Source organism: Variovorax sp. EL159 (assembly GCF_900100965.1).
GTDB lineage: Bacteria > Pseudomonadota > Gammaproteobacteria > Burkholderiales > Burkholderiaceae_C > Variovorax.
This window is the reverse complement of record NZ_FMUJ01000001.1, coordinates 216,225-232,082: the sequence shown is the minus strand read 5'-3', so window position 1 is coordinate 232,082 and position 15,858 is coordinate 216,225. Positions and strand designations below refer to the sequence as shown.

The window sequence follows — 15,858 nt, the reverse complement described above, 5'->3', positions numbered from 1 at the left end:
GGCAAATCTCCCGGGCTAGAAGGTCACGCGCAGCGACACATCGGCCGTGCGCGGCGCGCCGAGGTAGGCGAAGGTGCTGCCGACGTTCGCCGCGTAGACGCGGTTGGTGGCGTTGCGGATGCGGCCCACCACGGTGACGGAGCGGTTCACCTTCCAGCTCAGCCCGAGGTCGAGCAAGGTGTAGCCCGGCCAGTTGATCGTGTTGGCCGCATCGGCATACACCTTGCCGACATGCCTCACGCCCACGGTGGCCTGCAGGCTCGGCGTGAAGGCGTACGACGTCCACAGGTTGGCCACCACGGCCGGCGTGTTGGTCGGCGTGCGACCCGCGAGCGACACGCCGCCCTGCATGAAGCGCTCGTAGCGCGCATCCACGTACGTGAGATTGCCCTGCAGCGACCACTGTGGCGTGGGCTGCAGCCCGAGCGCCAGCTCCACGCCCTTCGACGACTGCTCGCCCACCAGCACCGTGAGCGCGCTGTTGTTCGGGTCTTGCGTGGCGATGTTCTTGCGGCGGATGCTGTAGGCCGCGAGCGTGGCCGTGCCCTTGCCCTGCCAGAAGTCCAGCTTGCTGCCGACCTCCACCTGCCGGCCCGTGGTCAGCTCGCTGTTGTTGCGCACGTCGGCGAACGATGCGGTCGACAGCACGCCCGAAGGCGGATCGGCCGCCGTCGCGTACTGCGCATACAGGTTGGCACCGGGCGCGAAGTCCCACACCAGGCCGATGCGGCCCGTCGTCGGCTTGTAGCCGCGATGGAAGGTGGCGGGGTTCGAAGCGTCCACCGTGCGCCGATTCACAAGGTCCAGGTCGATGCGCTCGTGGCGCAGCGCCGACACGAGGTGCAGCGACGGCATCAGCGCCGTGCGGTTTTCAAGATAGAGCGCGGTGGTCGTGACCTTGTTGTTCCTGTCGGGCCGAAAGCCCGGCGTCATGCCCGGCACCGCGAAGAACTGCTCCGTGGCGAACACATAAGGGTTGACGGTGCTCACCGTGCCGGAAAGGCTGTTGGGAAAGCGCGTCTGCCGGTTCACGCTGTAGTCGAGGCCGAAAGACCAGTCGCTCTTCAGGCCCGCAAGCTGCCCCTTGTAGATGCCCTCGACGCGGTTGCCCCACACATCCTGGTCGTGCCGTTGCAGCAGGGCACTGGAGCGGATGACCGCCGTGTTGGCCGGGTTGTAGCGATAGCTCTCGACGTTGCGGTAGTCGCGCAGCGCGTCGTAGGCATAGAAGGTGTTCTTGAACTGCAAAGCATCGCTCGCCTGCCATTCCGTGACCGAGCGCAGCCACTGCACGCGCTGCGCGTAGAGGCCGTCGCTGCTGTTGTAGTTCTTGAAGCGGATGCCGCGGTCGATGCGCATGGTGCCGGCCACCGGGTTGAGCACCGGCGTGCCCCAGTAGGGCCGGTCGACGTTCTCGTCCTGGTACTCGTAGGCCAGCGTGTGCTTCAGCCCGCCCCCAAAGTCGGAGAGCAGCGACGCCGCCAGCTGCGTGGACTTCGACTTCGTCCCGTCGGTCCAGCCATTGGCATCGCGATGGTTCACGTCAATGCGCGCGTAGTGGCTGCCCGCGCCGCCATCGCCCGCGATGCGGCGGTTCAGCCCGAACGAGGCTTCCTTGAGGTTCTGCGTGCCCAGCCGCAGTTGCGCCTCCGCGAAGTCGCCGCGCTCGGCCGTCTTGGTGATGTAGTTGATCGACCCGCCCAGCGCCCCCGAGCCGAACAGAAAACTCGACGGCCCGCCGATGGCCTCGACGCGGTCGTAGATCCAGCTGTCCACCGGCCGCGCCGCGATCGCGTATTGCACGTTGATGCCATTGAAGAGCTGGCTGATCGAGCCACTGCCGAAGCCCCGGTAACTCACGCCGATGTTGCCCGGCGCATCGTGCGCGGTCACGCCCGGAATGGCGCGCAGGACTTCTTGCGTGTTCTGCGCGCCGCGCGCGTCGATCACTGAGCGGTTCACCACCGTGACCGATGCCGGCGTCTCGCGCGGCGTGAGGCCCAGGCGGCTGGCGGTGTCCGAGGGCGTGTCGAGGTCGAGGCGGCCGTTGGCGCTGGGCGCGTCGTCGGCCACCTCGATCTGCGGCAGCGAGTGTGCAGTTGCCTGTTCGGCATGGGCAGGCGCGCAAGCGGCGCCGAGCAAGGCCAGGAGCCCCAGCGTGGGGGAGGAAGGAATACGGGACATGGCATCTCTCATGCGGCGGCGCGTGCGGCAAAAGCAAAAGGCGGCGCCAGCCGCGGAACGACCGGAAACCCACCGCGCAGCCGTGTCAGGCCGCGTGCGATGGAAGAAGAACGGGGTTCAGGAGAGCGAGGGTGGCCCGCGCGCCGGCAGCGGCGAGGCCGTGGCCGCCGCGATGCGGGCAGCCGGAATCGATTGCAGCGCGCGGCCCAGCGGCAGCGGCGTGGGCAGCGTCACCTGCGCGGCGGCGGGCGGTGGTCCGGAGACCAGGCACAACGGGCAGTCCATCGCGGTAGCGCCCATCTCGGTCGGGCCATCGTCGCCCTGCACGATGACCTTGATGGAACCGCTGGCGGAGCACACCAGTTCCATCGACTGCGGATTCACGAGGGGCGACGCCCCCGCGACGAGCAGCGACGCCATGAACCACGCCAGCACCAGACGGTGCAACAGGCGGAAGGTTCGTGGAAAGTGCATGGCCGCGGATTATCGCGTGCGGCGAATGTCCGTGGCACTCGGGCGGCGCTCAGGCGGCGCACGGGCAACGCTCAGCCGGCCTGCTCTATCGCTTCGCGCATGCAGCGCGTGATGCCGCGCACCGCCACCGAATCGGGCCGGCCCGCAAAACGCAGCGCGCGGATCGGCACCGGAATGTGCGGCTCCAGCGTGAGCACGTCGACCTTGTCGCGGTCGGCCGAACGTGCGGTGCAGCCATCGACCAGCGCCACGCCGATCCCGTGGTGCGCCATGGCCAGCGCCGCGTGGTAGGTCTGCACCGTCACCACCGCCTGCTGGAAACCCACGCCGGCCTGCCGGCAGGCCTGGCTCAGGCTGGTGCCCACGGGGTCGCGGCTGTCCAGCCCAATCACCGGCCGGTCGATGAGGTCGTGCAGCGCGACCGAGCCGTTGCGCACCAGCGTGCGCGGCAGCATGCCCTTGGGCGCGATGCACACCATGCGGCTGTCGGCCAGCGTCTCTTGCGTGAGCGAAGGGTGCACCGCGGGGCTGAACGCGAAGCCCACGTCGGCCTCCTGCAGCAGCAGCGCCGACATGATCTGCGGCGAATGCAGCGACTCGACCGTGATTGCGTAGCCTGGGTGCTTTTCGCGAAAGGCCTTGAGCGCGCGCGGCAGCACGTCGTAGCTGAGCGCCAGCACGCTGAGGATGCGCAGCTCGCCCGTGTCGCCCGCCGTGCGCAGGTTGGCGGCCAGCCGCTGCACCTCGTCGAGCTGCGCGAACAGCCGCTCGATGTGCGGGTACAGCGTGAGCGCCTCGGTGGTTGCCGTGAGCCGCCCCTTGGCGCGCTGGAACAGCGGAAAGCCCAGTTGCTGCTCGGCATGCTGCAGCGTGCGGCTCACCGCCGGCTGCGTGATGTTGATGAGCCGCGCCGCCGCGCTCACGCTGCCCGTGAGCATGATCGCGTTGAAGACCTCGATGTGGCGCAGGCGCATAGGCGAAACCGAAGGCCGATCGGTCAGTTGGTCAGTTGCCGCCGCTGGCGGTCTTGCCGTGCGCGATGTCCATGATCATCCGCACGCCCAGGTACAGGCGCGGCTCGATGGAATCGACCAGCACGTACTCGGCGTCGGCCGAGTGCGCGCCGAAGCCCTGCAGGCCGAAGCGCTCGATGACGGGCGCCTTGGTCTTGAGCGCCGCGAAGGCCGCGTCGGTGCCGCCGCCGGCGGCCTTGTCGTCGGCGCCCAGCGAACGGCCCAGCTCGTCCTTGTAGATCTGCTGCGCGTGCTTCGCGAGTGCGCGCGATGCATCGGTGGCTTCGAGCGGCGGACGGCGGCGCTCGAACTTCAGATCGACCTTGGCTTCGGGAATGAGCTGCTTCTTCACGCGCTCGTTCACCTGCTGCTCGATGCGGTCGTAGTCGCTGACCTTCAGCACGCGCACGTCGGCACCGGCAGTGGCGCTGGCCGGAATCACGTTGCGGTTGCTGCCCGACTTGGAGATGGTCCAGTTCATCTTCAGGCCCGTGGCCGGGTCGGACAGGTCGCGCATCTGCAGGATCTGGTGCGACAGCTCGTACAGCGCGTTCACGCCCAGCTCGGGCGCCGAGCCCGCGTGCGAGGCCTTGCCGGTGACGTGCAGCGTGACCGAGGCAATGCCTGCGGTGGCCAGCGAGAGCTTGTCGTCCTTCACGTAGGCGCCCTCGAAGGACAGCACGGCGTCGTGCTCGCTGCCCATGCGCGTGATGAGCGCGCGTGCGCCGGGCGAGCTGATTTCTTCGTCGCCATTGATCAGCACGGTGAGCGTGCCGTAGTCCTTGAACTTCATCGACTGCAACATCGACACGATGTGCGTGATGACCGCCACGCCCTGCTTGTCGTCGGCAATGCCCAGGCCGTAGGCCCTGTCGCCTTCGATGCGGAACGGCTGCTTGTTGAGCATGCCGATCGTGTAGACCGTGTCCATGTGCGCGATCAGCAGGATCTTCTTGGTGCCCGTGCCCTTGAAGGTGGCGCGCACGACGCGGCCGATTTTCTCGGGCGTGTCTTCCATGCGGTAGGCATCGGCGCTCGGGTCGATCAGCTCGACCTCGCCGCCCAGCGCCTTGAACTTCGCGGCGATGAGGTCGGAGATTTTCTCGAGGCCGTCCAGATCGCGGCTGCCCGACTCGATGGAGACCAGCTCCTTGAGCGTGTCGAGCAGCGCGGGCTTTTCCTTGGCTGCGAGCGAGGCGATGCGGGCATCGGGGGCGGCGAAGGCGGTGCCGAGGCAGGCGGCACAGACGGCGGCCAGCAGGAATTGGCGGGGCTGGAATTTCATGGGTGAGCGTTCTTCTTTCTTTCGTTCGTTGTCTCTTCGATCGACGCGTCGGACCCATGCAGGGTCCATGCAGATCAATGCGGAATCGGCGGTGCAGGGTCAGTGCGGGGTCAGTGGGCCTTGTCCCAGTTCGGGCCAACGCCGATCTCGGCGAGCAGCGGCACCTTCAGGTCCGCCACGCCGGCCATCAGGCGCGGGATTTCGGTGCGCACCCATTCGATCTCGGCCTCGGGCACTTCGAACACCAGTTCGTCGTGCACCTGCATGATCATTTTGGTGGCGCGCTTTTCTTCATCAAGCACGTTCTGTACCTTGACCATGCTGAGCTTGATCAGGTCGGCCGCCGTGCCCTGCATGGGCGCGTTGATGGCCGCGCGCTCGGCGCCGCCGCGGCGCGGGCCGTTGGGCGAATTGATCTCGGGCAGGTACAAGCGCCGGCCGAACACGGTCTCGACGTAGCCCGTTTCCTTGGCGCTCGCCTTGGTCTCGTCCATGTAGGCCTTCACGCCCGGATAGCGCGCGAAGTAGCGTTCGATGTACGAGGCCGCGGCCTTGTTCTCGATGCCCAGGTTCTTCGCCAGGCCGAAGCTGCTCATGCCGTAGATCAACCCGAAGTTGATGACCTTGGCATAGCGACGCTGCTCGCTCGACACCTGGTCGGGCGTGGTGCCGAACACTTCGGCGGCCGTGGCGCGGTGCACGTCGATGCCTTCACGGAAGGCGCGCAGCAACGATTCGTCACCACTGATGTGGGCCATGATGCGCAGCTCGATCTGCGAATAGTCGGCGCTGGCGATCACGCTGCCGGCCGGTGCCACGAAGGCCTCGCGCACGCGGCGGCCTTCGGGCGTGCGGATCGGAATGTTCTGCAGGTTCGGGTCGTTGCTGCTCAGGCGCCCGGTGACGGCCACCGCCTGCGCGTAGTGCGTGTGCACGCGGCCCGAGCGCGGGTTGGCCAGTTGGCCGAGCTTGTCGGTGTAGGTGCCCTTGAGCTTCGAGAGGCCACGGTGCTCCAGGATCTTGGCGGGCAGCGGGTAGTCTTCGGCGAGTTTTTCCAGCACTTCTTCGTCGGTACTCGGTGCGCCACTCGGCGTCTTCTTGACCACCGGCAGGCCCAGCTTGGTGAAGAAGATTTCGCCGATCTGCTTGGGCGAGCCCAGGTTGAAGGGCTGGCCGGCAATGTCGTAGGCCTCCTGCTCCAGCTCCATGATGCGCGTGCCGAGTTCGTGGCTTTGCGCGGCGAGCGTGGCGCTGTCGATCAGCACGCCGTTGCGCTCGATGCGGTAGAGCGCCTCGCTCGAATCCATTTCCAGCTGGTAGATGAAGCCCAGCTTTTCGTCGGCCTGCAGGCGCGGCCACAGCGTGTTGTGCACGTCGAGGGTCAGGTCGCTGTCTTCGCAGGAGTATTCGGCGGCCTTGGCGATGTCGACCTGGCTGAACGGAATCTGGTGCGCGCCCTTGCCGCACAGGTCTTCGTAAGAGATGCCGCTGCGGCCCAGGTGGCGCTCGGCCAGGCTCGACAGGCCGTGCGGCTTGTTCACTTCGAGCACATAGCTCTGCAGCATGGTGTCGTGCGCGTAGCCCTGCACCTCGATGCCGTGGTTGGCGAACACATGGCGGTCGTACTTGATGTGCTGGCCGAGCTTTTTCTTCGTGCCGTTTTCCAGCCATGGCTTGAGCTTGGCCAGCACCTCGTCGATGGGCAACTGCTCGGGCGCGTCGGGGTAGTTGTGCGTGAGCGGAATGTAGGCCGCTTCGCCGGGCGTGACGCTGAAGCTCACGCCGACGATCTGCGCGACCATTTCGTCGAGCGACGTCGTTTCCGTGTCGATGGCCGTCAGCTCGGCGGCTTCGAGCCTGGCGAGCCAAGTGTCGAACTGCGCCCAGGTGAAGATGGTGTCGTACTTGAGGTTGCTGGCGGGCGCGGCGGCTTCGAGCGCGCTCATGTCGGCGGGCTCGTCGAACAGGCCACCCTGGTCGGTGTTGGCCTTGGTGGCCTTCTTCTTGGCGCCTTCCTCGATCAGCTCGGGCGGCACTTCCTGCGCTTCGAGCGTCTTCACGAGGCTTTTGAAGCCGAACTTCTCGTAGAAGGGTTTCAGCTCGGCGGTTTGCGGCGCGCCGACCGGCAGGTTCTCGAGCGACGGCAGGCCCGCGACGTAGCCGTCGAGATCGCAATCGGTGCGGATGGTGACGAGCTTCTTGCTCAGCGGCAGCTTGTCGAGCGCCTTGCGCAGGTTCTCGCCGGCGGCGCCCTTCACTTCGGCCGCGCGTTCGACCAGCGCATCGAGCGAGCCGTATTCGAGCAGCCATTTGGCGGCGGTCTTGGGGCCGACCTTCTCGACGCCGGGCACGTTGTCGACCGAATCGCCCACCAGCGTCTGGTAGTCGACCATGAGGTTGGGCGGCACGCCGAATTCGGCCGTGACGCCGGCCACGTCGCGCTTCTTGCCGTTCATCGTGTCGATGATGGTGATGTGCTCGTCGACCAGCTGGCTCAGGTCCTTGTCGCCGCTGGAGACGATCACCTCGATGCCCTGCGCGGCGGCGATCTTGGCGAGCGTGCCGATGACGTCGTCGGCCTCGACGTCGGGCACGCTGAGCACCGGCCAGCCCAGCATCTTCACCACTTCGTGGATGGGGTCGATCTGGCTGCGCAGGTCGTCGGGCATCGGCGAGCGGTTGGCCTTGTATTCGGGATACCAGTCGTCGCGGAAGGTCTTGCCGGGCGCATCGAAGATGCAGGCCGCGTAGTCGGCGCGAACCTCGCGGCGCAGGGCGGTCATCATGTTGATCATTCCGCGAATGGCGCCGGTCGCCGGGCTCTTCGGGTCGCCGGGCACGGCGCGCAGATCGGGCATCGCATGGAAGGCTCGGTAGAGGTAGCTCGAGCCATCGACGAGCAGCAGCGTTTTCTTGTCGGTCATCGGGCCATTTTGCCGTGCCCGGACCGGCCTGCAGAACCACGATGAAGCGGCCTGCAGGCCGACACCCCGAAACCGGACGCACGCCTACAATCGGCGCATGCCTAGCTCCACACTCCTGGTCGCCCGCCGCATCCTGCTGGCGCTGGCTTTCGCAGCCCCCTTTGCCGCCGTTCAGGCGCAGTCCGCACAGCCCGCGCCCGCCCAACCCGCGGCAACGCCGGCACCGGCCGACACGCTACAAAATCAGGAGCAGGCAGACGGCCGCCGCAACCAGAAGGTCGAGAACCTCCACACCGAAGACAGCGGTGCCTCGGTCGACGAAGTCCGCTACGGCGGGCGCACGCAAAGCATCAACGTCAAGCCCAAGTCCAACATGCCGGGCTACGAAGTGCTGCCGGCCGACGCAGGCACGGGCCGCCAGGGTTCGACCGAGACCGGCGCCAACGGCCCCCGCGTCTGGAACGTGATGAAGTTCTGACCGTGCGAGCCGCCCGCCTCTTCCCATCTTTCGCATCCTCGGCCCGGCGCTGAGCACCGCCATGGCAGTTTTTACCGAAGTCCAGTTCGGCGAGGCAGACGCGCTCGTGCAGCGCCTCGGCGTGGGCCGCCTGCGCGACCTGCGCGGCATCCAGGGTGGCATCGAAAACACCAACTACTTCGCGACCACCGAGTCCGGGGAGTTCGTGCTGACGCTGTTCGAGCGCCTGAGCGCCGAGCAGCTGCCCTACTACCTTTGCCTCATGAAGCACCTGGCGGCCGCCGGCCTGCCAGTGCCCGCGCCGGTGGCCGCATCGGCCGAGCCCGTTGCCGACAAGCAGCAGCAGAAAAAAGGCCAGCCGCCGGTGCCCGCTGCGATTGACAACACCACGTGCGACCTGCTTCACACGGTCGCCGGCAAGCCTGCCGCGCTGGTCCAGAAGCTGTCGGGCCACAGCGAGCTTTCTCCCGGCCCGGCCCATTGCGCCGAACTGGGCGCGATGCTGGCGCGCATGCACCTGGCCGGCCGCGACTACCCCCGCATCCAGCCGAACCTGCGCGGCCTGGCCTGGTGGAACGAGACCGTGCCGGTGGTGCTGCCCTACATCGAGGAATCGCAATCCGCCCTGCTGCGCGCCGAGCTGGCCTACCAGAACCACGTGGCAGAGTCGTCGGCCTATGCGGCCCTGCCGCGCGGCCCGGTGCACGCCGACATGTTCCGCGACAACGTGATGTTCGCGACCGGCGACGACGCAGGCGCCACGCCGCGCCTGACCGGCGTGTTCGACTTCTACTTCGCCGGCACCGACACCTGGCTGTTCGACCTGGCCGTGTGCCTGAACGACTGGGCCATCGACCTGCCTACCGGCCGCCACCATGCCGAACGCGCTGACGCGCTGCTGTCGGCCTACGAGTCGGTGCGCCCGCTGAACGCAGCCGAGCGCGCCCTGCTGCCCGCGATGCTGCGCGCCGCGGCGCTGCGCTTCTGGATCTCGCGCCTCTGGGACTTCTACCTGCCGCGCGAGGCGAGCCTGCTCAAGCCCCACGACCCGTCGCACTTCGAGCGCGTGCTGCGCGAGCGCGCCACCCACCCGCATGCCATGGCCCCGGCCCTCGAGCCGCTGCTGGCTGCATGACCCACCCCCCATGAAACTCAACCTCGTGCCGGCGCGAACCGGCGCCGAATGGGTCCGCCTCGGACTCAAGACCTTCTGGCGACAGCCGCTGGCCTTCGTCTCGCTGTTCTTCCTGCTGATGGCGATGATCTCGACGGTGTCGATCCTGCCGGTGCTGGGCAGCCTGCTCGCGCCGGCCCTGGTGCCGTTCATGACGCTGGGCCTGATGGTCGCGACCTCGGTGGCCTACACCGACAACGCCGAAGGCGTCGGCCGGGCCGGCGACGCACAGCGGCCCACGGGTTCGGCGATGTTCGTGGCGGTGTTCAGCGCCATGCGCTCGGAATGGCGCTCGCTGCTGGTGCTGGGCGTCATTTCGGCGATCTACTTCGTGCTGGCGGTGCTGGTGACGACGCTGGTCGACGGCGGCCAGCTCGCGCGTGCCTACCTGCTCGACGACCCGCTAACGCCTGAAGTGATCGCGAGCAGCGACTTCCAGGTGGCGCGCATGCTGCTGATGTGCCTGAACCTGCCGCTGTCGCTGGCCATGTGGCATGCACCGGCGCTGGTGCACTGGCACCGCGTGGAGCCCGTGAAGAGCATCTTCTTCAGCATCGTCGCGCTGTTCCGCAACTTCGGCGCCTACACGCTGTTCGGCATCGCCTGGTTCGGCGTGTTCCTTCTGGCCGGCCTTGCCATGGGCCTGCTCGCCACAGTGCTGATCGGCTTCGGCGCAATGGGCTCGGGCGGTGCGGCACTGGCGGTGGGCAACGTGCTCATCGTCGGCACGGCGCTGGTGCTGGCGGCCATGTCGCTGAGCTCGACCTGGTTCACCTTCCGCGACACCTTCGACCCGAACTGAGCGCGGCGGCCGCTGCGCGGCTTCCGATTCAATCGGGCCTGGCCGCGTCCTTGCGCAGGCTCGCGAACAACGACCATGCCATGCCGGCCAGCAACAGCAGGCCGACACCCAGCGCACCCCACAACCACCATTTGCGTGATGCCGCATCGGCGCCCGCCGCCTGCGGAATCGGCGACTGCGCGGCCGCCGCCACGGCGGCCGTGCTCGCCGCCGTCGGCAACGCGACCGAGGCGCCATCGGCAACCACCGGCTTGTCCGGCGCATAGCCCGGGATCAGCGTTGAAAGCGCGAGCGGCGCACCGGGCTCGGCACCTTCGACGGTACCGGCAACGGGCGCCGCACGCCACGCCAGCGAGAACGGCGCCGCGCCCTGCGCAAGAAACACCAGCGTGCGCGGCACCGCACCCACGGCGATGACCGGTGGCGTCGCACCCAGCACGCTCACCGGGCCGGCGGTTCGCAGGCGCAAGCGCGCGTACACCGCACCATCGAGCGCAAGCACGGGCGAGCGCGCCTCGCCGCCTGCCTGCGCAAGGCGGTAGACCACGGCATCGAGCAGCGGCGATTCGTCCGGCCTGTCAGGCAACGAAACCGGCCGGCGCTGCTGGTGCCGCAATGCGTAGAGCGGATTGCGGGGCACGGGCTGCTGCTGCGGCGTGGCCGCGGCGGGCGCCGGATCGGACAGCCCCGAAATGCCGACCTGCGCCAGCGTGTTGATGTCGGCCAGGTCGATGCGCAGGCTCTGCACCGGCAGGCCGCGCGGCAGCAGGTAGTCGCAGTAGTCGGTGGCGCAGCGCTCCGGCTTCAGCGGGCCCGACCATTCGAGCGGCGCGACGGGTTCGACCTCTTGCACGCTGTCGATGCCCACGCCGGTCAGCGGCGCGCCGTGTTGCGGGTCGCTCCATCGCAGGCGCAGGAAGCGCGTGCGAAGGCTGCCCAGATCGACCGCGAGGCGTTCGATGGTCTGGCCGCCATGAGCCAGCCGCACGAGTTGATCTTCGCCGCCCACCGGCCGCCATTGGCGCAGGTCGTCGCTGGCTTCGAGCCGGAAGGCGAACAGGCCGCGCGCATCGGGCGCGATCTCGAAGCGGGCTTGCAGCAGGCTCCCCTTGACCTGGCTCAGGTCGATGAGCCATTGCGTGGCCTCGCTCGCCTTGCGCTGGGCGCTGGCGGCCTTGCTGTCGAGTGCCAGCGAGCCGTCGGGCCGCACGGAAAAGGCGAGCGATGCATCGGCCGGGGCCGCGCCGTTGTCGCTGCCGGGCAGCGCGAAGATCGGCACGTCCTGCGAGGCGGTTTGCGGTGTCGCGGCCTCGTTGCGCAACCAGGCATAGGGCACGGCATGGCCTGCAGCGTTGCGCACGCGAAGGTCGCGCAAGTCGCCGTACGCAGCGCTGCCGTAGATCGACAGGGGCAGCGTGAGCCGGTGGTACGGCCCGTCGCCCTGCAGCACGATGGGCGCGGAGGTGGCGGGCTGTGCGTGCGCCGCGCCAAGGAAGCCCGTTGCAGCCACGACGGCCACGAAGGCGCCGCGTGCGCGATGCATCCGGATCACGGCGCCGCTCATGCCGCACCGCCTTCCGCTGGCGCCTTCTGCGGCGCTTCTTCTTCCTTCTTGGGCGGCACGGGTGCGAAGTAGCCCACCAGCAGCAGCAACGCGCCCACCGCGATGAACGACACGATGCGGAACAGCCCGCCGCGGTTGGCCAGCTCGACGAAGAACAGCTTCAGCACCACCACACCGAGCAGCACCGCGCCCGCGACCCACAAGGTGCGCACCTTGCGCGAATGGCCCAGCACCATCGCGGCCACACCGCACACCGCCCAGGTGATCGACAGCGCCGCCTGTGTCAGCCACGAGGCATAGAGCGCATCGAAGCGCCATTCGACACCTGCGTAGTGATGGCAGGTGCGCAGCACCATGCCCGTCAGCAATGCGAGCCCGGTGAGGCCGACTGCGCCCTTGGCGATCATCGGATCGACACGCGCGAACGATCCTTGCGGCAAGGCGCGCCACCAGAGCATCAGCGCGAACAGCACCAGCCATTGCGCAAGCTCGAGCGGATTCAGCAGCGGCACATAGGGCAGCGGCGCGGCATTGCCCGGGCTCACGGCATTGGTGAGCCAGACCCAGACCAGCAGGTACACCACCACCGGCGTCGCCGCGAACTCGAGGTAGGCGCCGCGGTATTCGGTCAGCGGCCAGCGCTGCAGCACCGCACGCGAGCGCAGCGCCCACAGCACGAGCGCCGGCACGATGGCCCAGCCCAGCAGCTGCCAGCTCGACCACTCGGCCCCGATGCGCCCGAGCTGCCATTGGCATTCGCGCGCCGCGAGCAGCAAGAAGAGCCAGAAGCCCGCGACGTGGAACGGCATCAGTGCCGGGGTTTCGAACCAGCGCTTCTGCGTGCGCAGCAGGCGCAGATGCCACACCAGCGCCAGCGGCCAGGCGATCCAGCCCAATGCGCTCGACGGCACGTAGAACGGCGTCGGGCCGCCCGCGACGCCGTAGGCTGCGATCAACCCGAAGCCCGGCAGCGTGGCGATCGTGGCCTTGCCGAGCTGCGACCAGTCGCGGCGGTACGCCACGAGCGCGGCCAGCACGGAGGTGACGAGCACCACGGCCATCGCGACTGCGGGCACATGGCTCGCGAGACCGTGACGGTTCAGCACGCGGAGGCTTTCGTCGAGCACGCCGAAGAACCACCAGAAAAGCCCCCAGATCACCGGCGCCCACAGCACGACCGGAATCGCGCACCACGCATTGGCCCAGCGCTTGCGCGCCGCACCTGCGGGCTCGCTCACGCGCGGCCGTGCTTCGTCACGCAGCCAGTCGCCGGCCAGCAAGGCGGTGAGGCCCAGCACGACCGGCGTCCAGAAATCGAGGTGCGCGAAAGCCGGCCGCACCGCTTCGGGGTCGACGGACTGGCTCGCACCGAACGCGCATGCCGCGATCACCTGCAGCACGCCAGCTAGCGCAGCGAGCGGGAAATGCGCCATGCGCAGTGCCACCCAGAGCACGACCGTGGCCGTCAGCGGCCACAGCAGCGCAGCCTGCGCCAGGGTCAGCTGGAACAGCATCGCCAGGTGCAGCAGGCTCACGCCCGCGAGCACGCCCACCATATTGCCGATCGACCACACGGGCTGGATGCCCCGCGCCAGCGCCGCACGGTGCGCCTGCAGCATCGACCACGCGGCGCTGCCGAGCACGCTGAGCGCGATCAGGCAGGCAGCGGCGGCGCCCTGCCATCCGCTTTCGAGCACGCGGCCGTCGGTCATCTCGCCCACGTGGTGCAGCGTCGCGATGAAGCTCGCCACCGCGAATGCCTGCATGCCGAAGCTCACAGAGGTCAGCGGCAGCAACGCGAAGCGCACCGCCACGGCGAAGGTGACCGACGCCAGCACGGCGGTTGCAGCAGCGGCCCAAGGCGGCGTCCACCATTGCCAGAGCAGCAGCGTCAACGCGGCCATGGCGAGCCACGGCAAGGCGCTGCCGGCCATGGCTTCGACGGTGTTGCCGGCATCCAGCTTGGCGCGGCGATGCATGGCCCACATGGCGAAGGCGCTCACGGCCACCAGCAGCGGACCGATCAGCGAGCCCTGGAGCAGCGGATGGCCCGGGGCCGCGTCGAGCCCCGTGGCTTCGAGCAGCTTCAGCACCGCGCCGGCAAACACCACGAACGCGAAGGCGCGCGCATACACGCGCCCCTGCCGCGCGCCCAGCCAGTACATGCCGGCGGCCTCGACCGCCCAGGCCGCGCCAGTCCACTGGCCTTCGAGCCCGAGTGGAATCGCCAGCGTGCCGAAGATCACGCCGACGATGGCGTAGGCCTCCGCCAGCAACGCCAACCCCTTGGGCTGCGTGGCGAACACCAGCCGCCCCATCACGAGATAGAAGGCCGCAAGCGCCATCGCCGAAAAGGCGGCGCCGTATTCCCACGGACGCATCAGCAGGACCTGCATGCCGAACGCGACCATGGGCGTGCCGAACACGAGCGAGCTGTCGACCCGGCCGGCGCGGCGCAGCGTGTCCAGCGCGCGTGTGGCCAGCGGCTGCGCGGGCTGCACCGGCGCATCGAACAGCGTGCGGCGCGCGAACAGCAGGCCGATGGCGGTGAACAAGAGGAAGAACGCGATCAGGAAGGGCTGGATGGTGCCGTACTGGTCGTCGGTGTAGTACTTGTGCGCCCAGCCGGCCGCCAGCGTGAAGGTGCCGACGAAGCCGATCAGGTTCAGCACGCGCCAGGCCTTGAACCAGGCGATCAGCACGATGCCGACGTCGAGCACCAGCAGGTAGGTGAAGAGGCCGACTGGCTGGTTCGAACCGGTGGAGGCGAGCACCGGCGCGGCAAAGCCTTCGAGCGCAGCGACGATGGCCAGCAGCGGCGCATTCTGCAACACGGCCAGCGCGGCACTGAGCACGGCCACGCCGAACAGGAAGGCGAAGCCGACGCTGGCCGGCAGCAGCCCGCTGAGCTTCATGGCCGCGAGCGTCGTGAGATAGAAGACACCGATGCCCGCGCCCTGCAGGATCAGCGCATAGCCTGCGCGCTTCTTGCGCAGCAGCCAGCCCAGCGCCAGCAGGCCGGCGCCGACCAGCGCCACAGCCGCATAGCGCAGCTCGATCGGCACGGTCACGCGCTCGGCGGTGTAGCGCAGCAGGAAGGCCAGCCCGAGGAACAGGATCAGCACGCCCAGCTTGACGAGCATGTTGCCGCCGAAGATCAGGTTGGCGATGGGTGCAGGCAGGCGGTCGCGCAACGGCACCGGTGGCGGCGGAGGCGGCGGTGGTGGACGGCGAACAGGTGCTGGCGCGGCCACGGGCGGCTTGACCGGGGCGGCGGCCTCGGGTTGCGGCGGTGCGACGGGCTTGTCGACGGGGGCGACAGCAGCAGCCACCACAGGCGCGGCGGGGGTGACCGGCACGTCGGCAGCCGCAGCGGCATCTGCCGCGGCTGGCGCGAGCACCGTCATCGTCGCGATGCGCGGACGGGCCAGCTCCGCAGCAGGCGGAGCCAACGGCAGCGACGGGACGGTGGCGGGCAGCGTGTCCGCCATCGAGGTTGCGAGATCGCTGGCCGGCATGTCGGCCAGTTCGGGAATGACGGAGGCGGTGGCCTCGGCGGCAGGTGCCGCCACCCCATCGGCCGCGCCTTGCGACAAACGCCGCTCGAGCAGCGAGACACGCTGTTCGAGCTCCGCCACGCGCTGCTGCAGCTTCAGCACACCGCCAGCCGGAGCGGTGCTGGTGCTGGTACTGCTGGCCGCAGGGCTCGCGGTGCCGGGGTTCGGCGCGCTTTCAGCCTCGGTTCGCTGGGGTGCGGCTTTCTTCTTGCCGAACATCAGCGGGAGCGCGAACGCGCCCAGCACCGCAAGGACCAGCGCCGCCGGGACCGACTCGAACAGCGCTCCGATCACCAGGCCGGCAATGATGCCAAGAAACCACATCCCGAACTCCCCATGTTTGGCGAGCCCGGAGTTTACGGCCGTTCAGGACAAGGAGCGCTCTGGCGCCCGTCCCGCCTGC

General features: G+C 68.6%; 10 protein-coding genes. 3 read left to right on the top strand and 7 right to left on the bottom strand.

From position 1 onward, the window contains the following. Positions 1–15: 15 nt before the first annotated feature. The 5 genes from BLQ28_RS01070 to polA form a co-directional block, all read right to left on the bottom strand. Complete coding sequence (locus tag BLQ28_RS01070) at positions 16–2,184, bottom strand: TonB-dependent receptor (protein ID WP_093236716.1); 2,169 nt, start codon at positions 2,182–2,184, stop codon at positions 16–18. A gap of 117 nt (positions 2,185–2,301) precedes the next feature. Next, positions 2,302–2,658 carry a DUF2946 family protein gene (locus BLQ28_RS01065; RefSeq protein ID WP_093236715.1) on the bottom strand — a complete coding sequence of 119 codons (357 nt, stop codon included), beginning with the start codon at positions 2,656–2,658 and terminating at the stop codon, positions 2,302–2,304. A gap of 71 nt (positions 2,659–2,729) precedes the next feature. Next, positions 2,730–3,632 carry a LysR family transcriptional regulator gene (locus BLQ28_RS01060; RefSeq protein ID WP_093236714.1) on the bottom strand — a complete coding sequence of 301 codons (903 nt, stop codon included), beginning with the start codon at positions 3,630–3,632 and terminating at the stop codon, positions 2,730–2,732. Between the two features lie 31 nt (positions 3,633–3,663). Then, positions 3,664–4,956, bottom strand: coding sequence for a M20/M25/M40 family metallo-hydrolase (locus BLQ28_RS01055; RefSeq protein WP_093236713.1), 1,293 nt, complete (start codon positions 4,954–4,956; stop codon positions 3,664–3,666). Between the two features lie 110 nt (positions 4,957–5,066). Then, the gene (gene polA / locus BLQ28_RS01050) at positions 5,067–7,880 is read right to left on the bottom strand and encodes a DNA polymerase I (RefSeq protein ID WP_093236712.1); all 2,814 of its coding nucleotides are present in this window, start codon (positions 7,878–7,880) and stop codon (positions 5,067–5,069) included. Positions 7,881–7,977: 97 nt separating this feature from the next. On the opposite strand from polA, the gene BLQ28_RS01045 reads away from it, so the two are divergent. From BLQ28_RS01045 to BLQ28_RS01035, 3 genes are all read left to right on the top strand, one after another. Further along, complete coding sequence (locus BLQ28_RS01045; protein ID WP_093236711.1) at positions 7,978–8,358, top strand: hypothetical protein; 381 nt, start codon at positions 7,978–7,980, stop codon at positions 8,356–8,358. Between the two features lie 61 nt (positions 8,359–8,419). Further along, complete coding sequence (locus BLQ28_RS01040; protein ID WP_093236710.1) at positions 8,420–9,493, top strand: homoserine kinase; 1,074 nt, start codon at positions 8,420–8,422, stop codon at positions 9,491–9,493. 10 nt (positions 9,494–9,503) lie between these two features. Beyond that, positions 9,504–10,334 (top strand): BPSS1780 family membrane protein, encoded by an 831-nt coding sequence (locus BLQ28_RS01035; protein WP_093236709.1) that lies wholly within the window; start codon positions 9,504–9,506, stop codon positions 10,332–10,334. A 28-nt stretch (positions 10,335–10,362) separates the two neighbouring features. Here BLQ28_RS01035 and BLQ28_RS01030 read toward each other — a convergent pair whose 3' ends face one another. Together BLQ28_RS01030 and BLQ28_RS01025 are read right to left on the bottom strand one after the other, a co-directional pair. After that, complete coding sequence (locus tag BLQ28_RS01030) at positions 10,363–11,898, bottom strand: DUF3999 domain-containing protein (protein WP_256327131.1); 1,536 nt, start codon at positions 11,896–11,898, stop codon at positions 10,363–10,365. Next, positions 11,895–15,779: a DUF2339 domain-containing protein gene (locus BLQ28_RS01025; RefSeq protein ID WP_093236708.1), complete on the bottom strand. Its 3,885-nt coding sequence runs from the start codon at positions 15,777–15,779 to the stop codon at positions 11,895–11,897. The genes BLQ28_RS01030 and BLQ28_RS01025 overlap by 4 nt, the downstream gene beginning before the upstream one ends. Positions 15,780–15,858: the final 79 nt, after the last annotated feature.

Excerpts from the sequence above, each read along its gene's own strand:
- BLQ28_RS01025 (WP_093236708.1), bottom strand. The coding sequence starts at position 15,779 with ATGTGGTTTCTTGGCATCATTGCCGGCCTGGTGATCGGAGCGCTGTTC.
- BLQ28_RS01040 (WP_093236710.1), top strand. The coding sequence starts at position 8,420 with ATGGCAGTTTTTACCGAAGTCCAGTTCGGCGAGGCAGACGCGCTCGTG.
- BLQ28_RS01045 (WP_093236711.1), top strand. The coding sequence starts at position 7,978 with ATGCCTAGCTCCACACTCCTGGTCGCCCGCCGCATCCTGCTGGCGCTG.
- BLQ28_RS01065 (WP_093236715.1), bottom strand. The coding sequence starts at position 2,658 with ATGCACTTTCCACGAACCTTCCGCCTGTTGCACCGTCTGGTGCTGGCG.
- BLQ28_RS01055 (WP_093236713.1), bottom strand. The coding sequence starts at position 4,956 with ATGAAATTCCAGCCCCGCCAATTCCTGCTGGCCGCCGTCTGTGCCGCC.
- BLQ28_RS01035 (WP_093236709.1), top strand. The coding sequence starts at position 9,504 with ATGAAACTCAACCTCGTGCCGGCGCGAACCGGCGCCGAATGGGTCCGC.
- BLQ28_RS01070 (WP_093236716.1), bottom strand. The coding sequence starts at position 2,184 with ATGTCCCGTATTCCTTCCTCCCCCACGCTGGGGCTCCTGGCCTTGCTC.
- BLQ28_RS01060 (WP_093236714.1), bottom strand. The coding sequence starts at position 3,632 with ATGCGCCTGCGCCACATCGAGGTCTTCAACGCGATCATGCTCACGGGC.
- BLQ28_RS01030 (WP_256327131.1), bottom strand. The coding sequence starts at position 11,898 with ATGAGCGGCGCCGTGATCCGGATGCATCGCGCACGCGGCGCCTTCGTG.
- polA (WP_093236712.1), bottom strand. The coding sequence starts at position 7,880 with ATGACCGACAAGAAAACGCTGCTGCTCGTCGATGGCTCGAGCTACCTC.